Here is a 12,015-nt window from a genome sequence, read left to right as displayed (position 1 = left end):
CCCCGCACGCGGAGCCGGTGGCTCCTCTTTCTGAACGGTGCTCTCGCCGGTTCCTGACACGAACCCCAGTCTGAACGCGCGGGGCGGAAAGTCCGGGACCAACCCTCCGCGGTCTCAGCGCCGTCCGGCCGGCACATCCATCGCCGTACAGACCGCCCGCCACACATCCTTGGCCTCCCACCCCGAGTCCAGCGCCTCCCACACCGTCCGCCCGCCGAGCTCCGCCATCACATGATCCCGGGCAAACGAATCCGCATACCCCTCCCCGAACTGCGCCCGCATCCGCTCCCAGAACACCGTCAACTTCATGCGCCCAGTATCCCGCGCCGCGAGCGGTGCGAAGGGGGGCGGGCGGACGGGGGCGAGGGGTGGAGCGCGAGGTGCGGGGGGCTGGGGTGGGTGTTGCAATGGCCGCAGGGCCGCCGAGGCCCGTTGTGAGGAGAGGTGATGAGCGGCATCCCCATCACGCGGCAGCGCCGGCGGGTTCTGGTGGGATGTCTGCTCCGCTCTGCGGCCTCGGCCGTACTGCTCACCTGGCTGTACTACCTGGCGCCGCTGGACCGCGCGCTCAACGCGACCACTGCCACTCTGCTCGTCCTGGGCCTGCTCGCTTTCGGCTGCCTGATCGCCTGGCAGGTGGTCGCCGTCACTCATGCGGCGTATCCGGGGCTGCGCGCCATCGAGGCGCTGGCCACCGCCGTGCCGCTGTTCCTGCTGCTGTTCTCCTCGACGTACTTCCTGGTCGCCAGGGACCGGCCGGGATCGTTCTCGGAGCCACTGAACCGGACCGACGCGCTCTACTTCACCGTCACGGTGTTCGCGACCGTGGGCTTCGGGGACATCACGCCCGTCACCGAGCTCAGCCGGGTGCTGACCACGGTGCAGATGATCGCCGATCTGATCCTGGTGGGCCTGATCGCGAAGGTTCTCTTCGGCGCGGTCCGGATCGGGCTGCGGCGGCGGGGGACGGCATCGCCCACCCCGTCGGAACTCCCGGAGGACGGCCCATGACGGAACCGAAACCCCGGACGGCGGCAGCCGCGGACGGCGAGGCGCAGCCGGAGGAACCGGACCTGTTGCGGGCCATCCTGCTGACGCCGGGCTACCTCAAGTCGCTCGTCCTCTGCGCCCTCATCGGCATCCCGGTGTCCCTTGCCGCGTTCTGGTTCCTCGTCGGGATGCACCAGCTGGAACACGTGCTGTGGGCCGATATCCCGCACGCCTGGGGCTGGGACACCCCGCCGTGGTGGTGGCCGCTGCCCCTCCTCGCGATCGCCGGTGTCTGTGTCGGCCTGATCGCCACGCGGCTGCCCGGCGGGGGCGGCCACGTCCCCGCCTCCGGACTGCACGTCGGAGGCGCGTCGCCCATCGCGCTGCCCGGTGTGCTGCTCGCCGCGATGGCGAGTCTGCCGTTCGGCGCGGTCCTGGGACCCGAGGCGCCGCTGATCGCGCTCGGCAGCGGCCTGGCGCTGCTCTTCAGAAACCTCGCCCGGGGCGCCGCGACCCCGCAGAGCACGGCCCTTCTGGCCGCGGCCGGGGCCGCCGCGGCCATCGCGGCCATCTTCGGCAACCCGCTGATCGCGGCCGTGCTGCTCATCGAGGTGGCGGGGGTCGGCGGTCCGCAGCTGTTCGCCGTCATGCTGCCGGCCCTGCTGTCCAGCGGGGTGGGGGCGCTGGTGTTCACCGGCTTCGGACGGTGGACCGGGCTGCAGACCGGCAGCCTGGCGCTGAAGCTGCCCACCCCCATTCCCCGGCTGGACGCGGGGGACGTCCTCTGGTCGTTGCTCTTGGCCGTGGCCATCGGCACCTTCGTGCACCTGGTGCTGGGCGCGGGCCGGCTGACCGCGGCGTTCGTCCCGGTACGGACGTTCCCCCGGACGGTGCTGTGCGCGCTGGGCGCGGCGGGCTGCGCCGCCCTCTACGCGCTGATCACCGACCGCGCGCCCGACGAGGTCGCCTCGTCGGGCCAGAGCACGCTCGCCGCGCTGGCCGGCGACCCGCACGCCTGGGGGATCGGGGCGCTCGTCGCCGTCCTGCTGTTCAAGGGCGCCGCGTACGCGCTCTGTCTCGGCAGCCTGCGAGGCGGCCCCATCTTCCCCGCGCTCTTCCTGGGGGCCGCCGCGGGCGTCCTGTGCGCGCCTCTTCCGGGCCTGGGGATCGTTCCGGCCCTGGCGGCGGGAATGGCGGCCTCGGCGGCCAGCGCCCTGCGGCTGCCGGTCAGCAGTGTGGTGCTCGTGGTCCTGCTGCTCGGCAGCTCGGCCATGATGCCGGTCGTGATCCTGGCGGCCGTCGTCGCCTTCGTCACCACGGAGCTGCTGCCGTCCTGGCCCGGGCCGGCACCGCCGACTCCGGTCCCGGCATCGGCTCCCGACCCGACGAAGGCCTGAGGAGCCCGCCGGAATCGTCAACTTCGGGGCGGGAGGATCCCGCGCATGGGGGCTTGGGGTCGCACGGCCGGGTGCTCCCTTGTGCCAGGCGTATGCACTGCGGGGAAGGCGCCCTACTGTGCGGACATGCCAGGAACTCCCCTCGCGCGCGCAGAGCACTTCGTGTGGCTGACCGCGCGCGTGCTCGAGCAGCGCAGGTTCACCTTCCACTTCCTCGACGGGTCGGACGCGGCGGCCGAGGCGGTCGAGATCGCGCTGAACGCCTACCGCAACGACGACGGCGGCTTCGGGCACGCCCTGGAACCGGATCTGCGGGGGCCGGTGAGCCAGCCGTTGCCCACGGCGCACGCGTTGCGCGTGCTCGACGGGATCGGGCGGTGCGGGGGGCAGCGGGCCGAGCGGGTGTGCCGGTATCTGACGGAGGTGTCGACGGCGGAGGGGGCGCTGCCCGCGGTGCATCCTTCGCTGCGGGGCTATCCGGCGGCACCGTGGATCCAGGTCGTCGAGGCCCCGAAGGGCTCCTTGCTGGCGACGGGTCCTGTGGTGGGAACGCTGCACGACAACGGGGTGTGGCACGCGTGGCTGTTCCGGGCCACGGACTTCTGCTGGGCGGCGATCGAGGCACTGGACGCGACGCATCCGTACGAGGTCGAGGCGGCGGTTGCGTTCCTGGACGCCGTCCCCGACCGGGCGCGGGCACGGGACGCGGCACACCGGTTGGGGAAGCTGGTGCGCGAGCAGCAGCTGGTGGTGCTGGATCCGGACCGCGCGGACCGGTATCCGCTGCCCGCCGGATACGCGCCGGGCGAGTACCACTTCGCGTACGACTACGCCCGCGGCCCGGATTCGCTGGCCCGGCAGTGGTTCACCGACGCGGAGCTGGAACGGTCGCTGGACTTCCTGACGGCGGAGCAGGGCGAGGACGGCGGCTGGCCGATGCGCTGGCGCGCATGGGCGCCGGGCACCCGGCTGGAGTGGCGGCCGATCATCACCATCGAGGCCCTGCGGACACTGCGCGCCTACGGCCGCCCCATCATCTGAAACGTGGTCGGGCGGTTCGATCGGCCGGTCAGCGGGTCAGCCGGTCAGGGCCCGTACGGCGGCGGTCACCAGGACCGCCGCACCGATCACGACCAGGAACGGTGCGCGCAGCAGCAGCGCCAGCGGCGCCGCGGCGAGCCCGGCCGCGCGGGCGTCGACGACGAGTTTCAGCTCGCTGGTGCTGAACGTCTGCAGCGCGGTGAGAGCGGCGAGCAGAGCGAGCGGGACGAGGGCGGCGAGCCGCTTCACCAGCGGCCGCTCCAGGATCCCGGCGGGCACGGAGAGGCCGAGCAGCTTCACCGCGTAGCAGCCGAAGGCGGTCACACCGATCGCGATCCAGGTGGTCATCGGTCCTTCTCCGTCCGCTGTGCGGTGGTGGTGGCATCGGCGGCGTCCTCGCGTGCCGTCCCGCGGCGTGCGGCGATCAGGACGATCGGTGCGGCGAGTGCCGCGACGAGTACCGGCACTCCGGCGGGCAGCAGCGGCACACAGGCCAGGGCGAGGATGACGGCGAGCCCGGCCACCGTGCGCTCTCGGCGGCCCTTCAACATCGGTGCGAGCAGCGCGAGGAAGACGGCGGGACCTGCCGCGTCCAGCCCCCAGCCGGCCGGGTCGCCCAGCGCGGAGGCGCCGAGCGCGCCGAGGAGCGTGGTGAGGTTCCACAGCAGGTAGATGGTGACGCCGGTGACGGTGAAGCCGAGCCGCGCGCTGCGCCGGTCGGGCTGCGCCAGGGTGACGGCGGAGGTCTCGTCGATCACCCACTGGGCGGCGAACGGGCGCACCGCCCGGGGAAGGCGCAGCAGCTGCGACAGCCGCAGCCCGTAGAACGCGTTGCGCGCGCCGAGGAAGAACGCACCGGCGGCCGCCGCGAACGGGCTGCCGCCCGCGCCCAGCGCGCCGACCAGGGCGAACTGCGAGGCGCCGCTGAAGACCAGCAGGGAGAGCGCGCAGGTCTGCGCGACGGTCAGACCGGCCCCGGCCGAGGTCACACCGAAGGCGAACCCGGACAGACCGACGGCGACACCGACGGCCAGCGCGTCACGGACCACGGCGGACGTCGGCCTCGTCGCAGGTTCCGGCGCCTGCAACGTCTCCAACGCCTCGGACGCGTCCGAAGACTCCGTCGCATCCGAGGACTCCGACGGCTCCGCCTGAGAACTGTGTATGTGTGCTGCTCGTGTCACTCCACGAACGTTAGGGAGCGAGGTCCTCGCCTGTCTTGTACGTTCTTGCGCGTTCGCGCCGGTAGGCGCCCGGGGGTACACCCACGATGCGGGTGAAGTGCCGGTTCAGATGAGGCTGGTCGGTAAACCCCACCGCGAGTGCCGCTTCGGCGGGCGGGATCCCGGTGTCGAGCATCCGGCGGGCCGCCCGCACCCGCTCGCCGGTCAGCCAGGCGTGCGGCGGCAGCCCGTAGGCGCTCTTGAACGCGCGCAGCAGCGCGAACGGCTTGGTGCCGAGTTCCGCGGCCAGCTGGTCCAGCGTCGGCGGGCACGCGATCCGCTCGACGAGCAGTTCCCTGGCCCGCCCGGCGGCCAGCGCACCGGCGGACGGCAGCGCGCCCGGCGGGACCGGGTCCGCGCCGTAGCGGCGCAGCAGCCCGGCGACGGCGACCCGCAGCAGGGTGTCGGCCGCGAGCGCGTTGTCGCGTTCCGCGGCGGCGTGGATGTCCGCGATCTGCCGGGCGCAGTCCGGGTCGTCGAGGACGGTGTCGGTGAACGCCGGGGTGCCGTTCCGGCCGGTCGTCTCGGCGGCGACGGCCGCCACCACGTCGATGCTCGGGTAGAGGACGCGGTAGCTCCAGCCGTCCTCGGTCCCCGCGTACGCGGAGTGCGGCGTCTCGGGATTGATGAGGACGACCCCGCCCGCGCCCGCGCGGAGGTCGCCGCCGGGCATGCCGATGCCCTCGACGCCCTTGGTGACCGCCGCGATCACATATCCGTCGTGGGAGTGCCGGGAGAAGGTGTGGCTGACGTACCGGGCGCGCAGCAGGTCCACGCCCGGCAGCTGCGGATGCTGCCAGTGCCGTGCCTGCTCGGGTGCCGGTTCGCGTCGTGCCATGAACCCATTCTGCGTCCGGGCCTGGAACCCCGCGGAACGGCCCTGGTGCGGGTCCCGGTGCGGCTCCCGGCCCGGGTCCCTGTGCGGGTACCGGCGCAGGACCCGACGCGGGTCCCGGGGCCGTTGTCAGTGGGGCGGGGCAGGATGGGGACATGTCGCGACGGAGCAGTCAGGGCGAGCCGGAACCGGAAGGGGACCCGGCCGCCGCCCTGGAGGCGTTCTCCCCGGCCACCCGAGCGTGGTTCACGGGAGCCTTTCACGCGCCCACCGCCGCCCAGGCCGGTGCCTGGCGGGCGATCGGCGAGGGTTCCGACGTCCTGGTGGTCGCGCCCACCGGCTCCGGCAAGACGCTGGCCGCGTTCCTGGCCTCGCTGGACCGGCTGGCGAGCGTCCCGCCGCCCGCCGAGACCCAGCGCCGCTGCCGGGTGCTGTACGTGTCCCCGCTCAAGGCCCTCGCGGTCGACGTGGAGCGCAACCTGCGCAGCCCGCTCACGGGCCTGCGCCAGGAGTCCGTCCGGCTCGGCCTGCCCGAGCCCGAGGTCCGGGTCGGGATCCGCTCCGGGGACACCCCCGCCGCCGAACGCCGCACCCTGGTCACCCGCCCGCCGGACATCCTGATCACCACCCCCGAGTCGCTCTTCCTCATGCTCACCTCGGCCGCCCGCGAGGCGCTGCGCGGGGTGGAGACGGTGATCCTCGACGAGGTGCACGCCGTCGCGGGCACGAAGCGCGGGGCGCATCTGGCCCTGTCGCTGGAGCGGCTGGACGAGCTGCTCGACCGGCCCGCCCGGCGGATCGGTCTGTCCGCGACGGTCCGGCCGGTCGAGGAGATCGCCCGCTATCTGTCGCCGCAGCGCAAGGTGACGATCGTCCAGCCGGCGTCGCAGAAGAAGTTCGACCTGTCGGTGGTCGTGCCCGTCGAGGACCTGGGCGAGCTCGGCGGCTCCCCCGTCGCGGATCACAGCGGGCCCGCGGCGGGAGCGGAGCAGCGGGCGTCGATCTGGCCGCATGTGGAGGAGCGGATCGCCGATCTGGTGCAGGCGCACCGCTCGACGATCGTGTTCGCCAACTCCCGCCGGCTGGCCGAGCGGCTGTGCAACCGCCTCAACGAGATCGCCTACGAGCGGGCCACCGGTGAACCGCTGCCCGACACCTCGCCGCCCGCCGAGATCATGGCCCAGTCGGGTGCCGCGCAGGGCGCGCCACCTCTGATGGCCCGCGCGCACCACGGGTCGGTGTCCAAGGAGCAGCGCGCACTCGTCGAGGAGGACCTCAAGGCAGGGCGGCTGCCCGCCGTGGTGGCGACGTCCAGCCTGGAACTGGGCATCGACATGGGCGCGGTCGATCTCGTCATCCAGGTGGAGTCGCCGCCGTCCGTCGCCTCCGGGCTGCAGCGCGTCGGCCGGGCCGGTCACCAGGTGGGTGCCGTGTCGACGGGTGTGGTCTTCCCCAAGTACCGCGGTGACCTCGTACAGGCGGCCGTCGTCACCGAGCGGATGCGGACCGGCTCCATCGAGTCCCTGCGCGTGCCGGCGAATCCGTTGGACGTCCTGGCGCAGCAGATCGTCGCCATGACCGCGCTCGACACGTGGGACGTGGACGAGCTGCTCGCCCTGGTGCGCCGGGCCGCGCCCTTCGCGGCGCTCCCGCACTCCGCGTACACGGCCGTGCTCGACATGCTGGGCGGCCGCTACCCCTCCGACGCCTTCGCGGAGCTGCGGCCGCGCATCGTCTGGGACCGGGTGGCGAACACGGTCGCCGGCCGCCCCGGAGCGCAGCGGCTGGCCGTGACCTCCGGCGGCACCATCCCGGACCGCGGGCTGTTCGGTGTCTTCCTGGCCGGCTCCGACCCGAAGAAGGGCGGCGGCCGGGTCGGCGAGCTGGACGAGGAGATGGTCTACGAGTCGCGGGTCGGCGATGTCTTCACGCTGGGCACCACCTCCTGGCGGATCGAGGACATCACCCGCGACCGGGTGCTCGTCACGCCCGCACCCGGGGTGCCGGGCCGGCTCCCCTTCTGGAAGGGCGACCAGCTGGGCCGCCCGCTGGAGCTCGGCCGGGCGGTGGGCGCCTTCGTCCGGGAGGTCGGGCGGCTGGGGCCCGAGGAGGCCCGCGAACGGCTGGCCGCGGCCGGGCTCGACACCTGGGCGACGGACAACGTGCTGGCGTATCTGTCGGAGCAGCGGCAGGCCTGCGGTCACATCCCCGACGACCGGACGATCGTCGTGGAGCGGTTCCGCGACGAGCTGGGCGACTGGCGGGTGGTGGTCCACTCCCCCTTCGGCGCGCAGGTGCACGCACCCTGGGCGCTGGCGCTGGGCGCCCGCCTCATGGAGCGCTACGGGCTGGACGCCCAGGTGATGCACGCCGACGACGGCATCGTGCTGCGACTGCCGGACGCCGACCTCATGGGCCTCGACCTGCTCGACAACGACACGGGCAACGGCACCGGCAGCGACTACACCGGCGCCGACCCGGTCCGGGCGGGCACCGAGTTCGACAGCGACCAGTCGCCGGTCGGCGCCGCGGACGTCGCCTTCGACAAGGGCGAGGTCGAGCAGCTGGTCACCGACCAGGTCGGCGGCTCCGCCCTGTTCGCCTCCCGCTTCCGCGAGTGCGCTGCCCGCGCCCTGCTGCTGCCCCGGCGCTCCCCCGGCAAGCGCACTCCGCTGTGGCAACAGCGCCAGCGCGCCGCCCAGCTCCTCCAGGTCGCCTCGGACTTCGGCTCCTTCCCGATCGTCCTCGAAGCGGTCCGCGAGTGTCTGCAGGACGTCTTCGACGTGCCCGGGCTCGTCGAGCTCATGGGTGACATCGAGGCGCGCCGGGTGCGGTTGGTGGAGGTCACGACACCCGAGCCCTCCCCCTTCGCCCGCTCGCTGCTCTTCGGCTACGTCGCACAGTTCCTCTACGAGGGTGACTCGCCGCTCGCCGAGCGCCGCGCCGCCGCCCTGTCGCTGGACTCCCGGCTGCTGGCGGAGCTGCTGGGCCAGGCCGAGCTGCGCGAGCTGCTGGACGGCGATGTCCTGGCCGAGCTGGAGCAGGAGCTGCAATGGCTGACGGAGGACCGCCGGGTCAAGGACGCCGAAGGCGTCGCCGACCTGCTGCGGCTCCTCGGACCGCTCACCGAGGCCGAGTTGGCGGCGCGCGGTGCCGAGCCGGGCTGGGCGGCGCAGCTGGAGTCGGCGCGCCGCGCGATCCGGGTCCGGATCGCCGGCGGCGAGCACTGGGCGGCGGTCGAGGACGCCGGGCGGCTGCGGGACGCACTGGGCACGGCGCTGCCCGTCGGAGTCCCCGAAGCCTTCACCGAGCCGGTCAAGGACCCGCTCGGCGATCTGCTCGCCCGCTTCGCCCGCACCCACGGTCCGTTCACCTCCGTCGAGGCCGCACGGCGCTTCGGTCTCGGCACCGCCGTGGTGGACGGTCTGCTGCAGCGGCTGGCCGCGGGCGGCCGTGTCGTCCAGGGCGAGTTCCGGCCGGGCGGCGCGGGCCACGAATGGTGCGACGCGGCGGTGCTGCGCCGGCTGCGGCGCCGCTCGCTGGCCGCGCTGCGGCACGAGGTCGAACCGGTGCCGCCCGCCACCCTGGCCACGTTCCTCCCCCAGTGGCAGCACGTCGGCACCCACAGCCTGCGCGGTATCGACGGGCTGGTCCGGGCCGTCGAGCAGCTGCAGGGCGCCGAGGTGCCGGCCTCCGCGCTGGAGAAGCTCGTCCTGCCGTCCCGGGTCTCCGGCTACACCCCGGCGATGCTGGACGAGCTGACCGCCTCCGGCGAGGTCCTGTGGTCCGGTGCGGGGGCGCTGCCCGGCAAGGACGGCTGGGTCTCGCTCCATCTCGCCGACACCGCGCCGCTGCTGCTCAAGGAGCCCCAGCCGCTCGAACTCTCCCCGCTGCACCAGGCCGTCCTCGGCGCGCTGTCCGGCGGCTACGGGCTGTTCTTCCGGCAGATCGCCGACCAGGTGCGGGCCGCGGGCGAGGCCCCGTCCGACCCCGAGCTGGCGGACGCCGTCTGGGATCTGGCGTGGTCCGGCCGGCTCACCAACGACACCCTGGCTCCGCTGCGCGCCCTGCTCGGTTCCGGGCGCACCGCCGGATCCACCGCGCACCGCGCACCGCGTTCGGTCCCCCGTGGTCGCTACGGCTCCCTCACCGGCCGGGCGCCGCGCGCGACCGCGTCCCGCACCGGGCCCCCGACGACGGCGGGCCGCTGGTCGCTCGTCCCGCCCCCGGAGTCCGACCCGACGCTGCGCGCCCACGCCCTGGTCCACACCCTGCTGGACCGCCATGGTGTGGTCACGCGCGGGGCGGTCGCCGCCGAAGGCGTCGAGGGCGGCTTCTCCGCCGCCTACCGGGTGCTGTCGGCCTTCGAGGAGACCGGCCAGACCCGGCGGGGATACGTGGTCGAAGGGCTCGGTGCCGCGCAGTTCGCGATGGACGGCGCGGTGGACCGGCTCCGCGCCATCAACACCGCCCGCGACCGCGAGGAAGGCGCCCGCACCGGACAGCGGGCCGTCGTCCTCGCCGCCGCCGACCCCGCCAACGCGTACGGCGCCGCCCTGCCCTGGCCGGCACAGCCCGACGGCGTCACCCACAAGCCGGGCCGCAAGGCGGGCGCCCTGGTGGTCCTCGTCGACGGTGAGCTGGCCCTGTACGTGGAACGCGGCGGGAAGACGCTGCTCGCCTGGCCCGACGAGGAGGAGCGGCTGCGGGTCGCCGCTGACGCCCTCGCCCTGGCGGTCCGGGAGGGCGCGCTCGGCCGGCTCACCGTGGAGCGCACCAACGGGGAGTCGGCCCTCACGTCACCGCTGGGCCGCGCCCTGGAGACCGCGGGCTTCCACGCCACTCCGCGCGGTCTGCGACTGCGGGGATGATGGGGAGGTGCCCGAAGGAGACACGGTCTGGCTGACCGCACGCCGGCTCGACGAGGCCCTGGCTGGCCGGTCCCTCGTCCGCGCCGACCTGCGCGTGCCGCAGCTCGCCACCACCGACCTCACGGACCGTCGCGTCACCGAGGTGGTCGCGCGCGGCAAACATCTGATGACGCGCTTCGACGGCGGTCTGACGCTCCACTCCCATCTGCGTATGGACGGCTCCTGGCATCTGTACGGGCCGGGTGACCGGTGGCGCGGCGGCCCCCTCCACCAGGTCCGCGCCGTGCTGGAGACACCCGCGCGGGTGGCGGTCGGCTACCGGCTGCCGGTGCTGGAACTGCTGCCCACCGCCGAGGAGGACAGCGTCGTCGGCCATCTCGGCCCCGATCTGCTGGGCCCGGACTGGGATCCGGCCGAGGCCGTGGCGCGGCTGCGCGCCGAGCCCGCCCGGCCGGTCGGCGAGGCGCTCCTGGACCAGCGCAATCTGGCGGGCGTCGGCAACGTCTACGTGTCGGAGCTCTGCTTCCTGCGCGGAATCACCCCCTGGACGCCGGTCGGCGAGGCCGGGCCGGAGAAGCTGGTGGTGCTCGCCAAGAAACTGCTGGAGGCGAACAAGGCCCGCCCCGGCCACATCACCACCGGGGACCTGCGGCGCGGCCGCACCCACTGGGTGTACGGCAGGGAGCACCGGCCGTGCCTGCGCTGCGGCACCGCCGTCCGTGTCGGGCAGCACGGACCACCGGAACGGGCCCGCGTCGCGTACTGGTGTCCGCGCTGCCAGCGAGGTCCGCACCCGCACGCTAATTGACGGACCGTCAGATACAGTCGTACCGTCGCGTCATGCCCATGAAGGCGTACGACCTCACCGGACGCACCGCCCTGGTCACCGGCGCCGCGAGCGGGATCGGCCGCGCGTCCGCCGTTCTGCTGGCCGAGGCCGGCGCCACCGTCATCTGCGCGGACCGCGACGGCCCCGGCGTGCGGGAGACCGCGGAACTGATCGAGAAGGCCGGCGGCGCCGCCCGCGCCCGGCAGTTGGACGTCACCGACCGGGCCCAGATCGCCGAGACCGTCGCCGAGACGGTCCGCGACCACGGGCGGCTGGACGTCCTGGCGGCCATCGCCGGGATCATGCACAGCAGCAGCGTCCTGGAGACGGACGACGCCGATCTGGACCGCGTCCTCGGCGTCAACTTCAAGGGCGTGCTGCACAGCGCCCAGGAGGCGGCCCGTGTCATGACAGCCCAGCGGTCCGGCAGCATCATCACGATGGCCTCCGGCGCGATCGACACCGGCGCCCGCGGGCTGCTCTGCTACAGCGTCTCCAAAGCCGCCGTCGTGCAGCTCACCAGAACCCTGGCGACCGAACTCGGTCCGCTCGGCATCCGCGCCAACGCCATCGCCCCGGGGTTCATCCGCACCCCGATGACCTCCCACTACGGGACGGGGTCCGACGGATCCTTCGACGAGACCGCCCAGGTGCGCGCCGAGGCGTCGCTCGTGCGGATGGCGCCGCTGGGGCGGGTCGGCACCCCCGAGGACGTGGCGGGGTCCGTGCTCTTCCTCGCCTCCGACGCCTCGGCCTTCACCACCGGCCAGATCCTCCGGCCGAACGGCGGAGTGGCGATGCCCTGGTAGCGGCCGCGCCGGGTTCGGGC

10 protein-coding genes are annotated in these 12,015 nt (G+C 73.9%); 6 read left to right on the top strand and 4 right to left on the bottom strand.

Features of this window, described 5'->3' with window-relative positions; translation table 11 throughout:
- Nucleotides 1-114 precede the first annotated feature (114 nt).
- The gene (locus G3I60_RS12905; protein ID WP_138358569.1) at nucleotides 115-309 is read right to left on the bottom strand and encodes a DUF3046 domain-containing protein; all 195 of its coding nucleotides are present in this window, start codon (nucleotides 307-309) and stop codon (nucleotides 115-117) included.
- A 138-nt stretch (nucleotides 310-447) separates the two neighbouring features.
- Here G3I60_RS12905 and G3I60_RS12900 point away from each other — a divergent pair, with 138 nt between their 5' ends.
- From G3I60_RS12900 to G3I60_RS12890, 3 genes are all read left to right on the top strand, one after another.
- The gene (locus tag G3I60_RS12900; protein WP_164293571.1) at nucleotides 448-1,011 is read left to right on the top strand and encodes a potassium channel family protein; all 564 of its coding nucleotides are present in this window, start codon (nucleotides 448-450) and stop codon (nucleotides 1,009-1,011) included.
- On the top strand, nucleotides 1,008-2,387 hold the full coding sequence (locus G3I60_RS12895) for a chloride channel protein (protein WP_164293570.1): 1,380 nt from the start codon (nucleotides 1,008-1,010) through the stop codon (nucleotides 2,385-2,387). Before G3I60_RS12900 ends, G3I60_RS12895 begins: the two co-directional genes overlap by 4 nt.
- Before the next feature lie 126 nt (nucleotides 2,388-2,513).
- Nucleotides 2,514-3,428 carry a hypothetical protein gene (locus tag G3I60_RS12890; RefSeq protein ID WP_164293569.1) on the top strand — a complete coding sequence of 305 codons (915 nt, stop codon included), beginning with the start codon at nucleotides 2,514-2,516 and terminating at the stop codon, nucleotides 3,426-3,428.
- 36 nt (nucleotides 3,429-3,464) lie between these two features.
- On the opposite strand, the gene G3I60_RS12885 is transcribed toward G3I60_RS12890, so the two are convergent.
- The 3 genes from G3I60_RS12885 to G3I60_RS12875 form a co-directional block, all read right to left on the bottom strand.
- Complete coding sequence (locus G3I60_RS12885) at nucleotides 3,465-3,776, bottom strand: AzlD domain-containing protein (RefSeq protein WP_164607148.1); 312 nt, start codon at nucleotides 3,774-3,776, stop codon at nucleotides 3,465-3,467.
- Complete coding sequence (locus G3I60_RS12880; protein WP_164293689.1) at nucleotides 3,773-4,525, bottom strand: AzlC family ABC transporter permease; 753 nt, start codon at nucleotides 4,523-4,525, stop codon at nucleotides 3,773-3,775. Before G3I60_RS12880 ends, G3I60_RS12885 begins: the two co-directional genes overlap by 4 nt.
- 97 nt (nucleotides 4,526-4,622) lie before the next feature.
- Complete coding sequence (locus tag G3I60_RS12875) at nucleotides 4,623-5,489, bottom strand: AraC family transcriptional regulator (protein ID WP_164293568.1); 867 nt, start codon at nucleotides 5,487-5,489, stop codon at nucleotides 4,623-4,625.
- 152 nt (nucleotides 5,490-5,641) lie between these two features.
- On the opposite strand from G3I60_RS12875, the gene G3I60_RS12870 reads away from it, so the two are divergent.
- The 3 genes from G3I60_RS12870 to G3I60_RS12860 are packed head-to-tail and all read left to right on the top strand — an operon-like array spanning nucleotide 5,642 to nucleotide 11,995.
- A complete protein-coding gene (locus G3I60_RS12870) occupies nucleotides 5,642-10,357 on the top strand; it encodes a DEAD/DEAH box helicase (protein ID WP_164293567.1) in 4,716 nt (1,571 codons plus the stop codon).
- Nucleotides 10,358-10,364: 7 nt separating this feature from the next.
- On the top strand, nucleotides 10,365-11,165 hold the full coding sequence (locus tag G3I60_RS12865) for a DNA-formamidopyrimidine glycosylase family protein (RefSeq protein WP_164607146.1): 801 nt from the start codon (nucleotides 10,365-10,367) through the stop codon (nucleotides 11,163-11,165).
- Between the two features lie 32 nt (nucleotides 11,166-11,197).
- Entirely contained in the window at nucleotides 11,198-11,995 is a 798-nt protein-coding gene (locus G3I60_RS12860; protein ID WP_164293565.1) for an SDR family NAD(P)-dependent oxidoreductase, read from the top strand.
- Nucleotides 11,996-12,015: the final 20 nt, after the last annotated feature.

This window comes from Streptomyces sp. SID13666 (assembly GCF_010548325.1).
In the GTDB taxonomy this organism is placed as follows: domain Bacteria; phylum Actinomycetota; class Actinomycetes; order Streptomycetales; family Streptomycetaceae; genus Actinacidiphila; species Actinacidiphila fildesensis.
The sequence above is the reverse complement of the archived record's forward strand: the minus strand, read 5'-3'. Positions and strand labels throughout refer to the sequence as shown.

Coding starts and splice junctions, on each gene's coding strand:
- G3I60_RS12905 (WP_138358569.1), bottom strand. CDS start 309: ATGAAGTTGACGGTGTTCTGGGAGCGGATGCGGGCGCAGTTCGGGGAG.
- G3I60_RS12900 (WP_164293571.1), top strand. CDS start 448: ATGAGCGGCATCCCCATCACGCGGCAGCGCCGGCGGGTTCTGGTGGGA.
- G3I60_RS12895 (WP_164293570.1), top strand. CDS start 1,008: ATGACGGAACCGAAACCCCGGACGGCGGCAGCCGCGGACGGCGAGGCG.
- G3I60_RS12890 (WP_164293569.1), top strand. CDS start 2,514: ATGCCAGGAACTCCCCTCGCGCGCGCAGAGCACTTCGTGTGGCTGACC.
- G3I60_RS12885 (WP_164607148.1), bottom strand. CDS start 3,776: ATGACCACCTGGATCGCGATCGGTGTGACCGCCTTCGGCTGCTACGCG.
- G3I60_RS12875 (WP_164293568.1), bottom strand. CDS start 5,489: ATGGCACGACGCGAACCGGCACCCGAGCAGGCACGGCACTGGCAGCAT.
- G3I60_RS12870 (WP_164293567.1), top strand. CDS start 5,642: ATGTCGCGACGGAGCAGTCAGGGCGAGCCGGAACCGGAAGGGGACCCG.
- G3I60_RS12860 (WP_164293565.1), top strand. CDS start 11,198: ATGCCCATGAAGGCGTACGACCTCACCGGACGCACCGCCCTGGTCACC.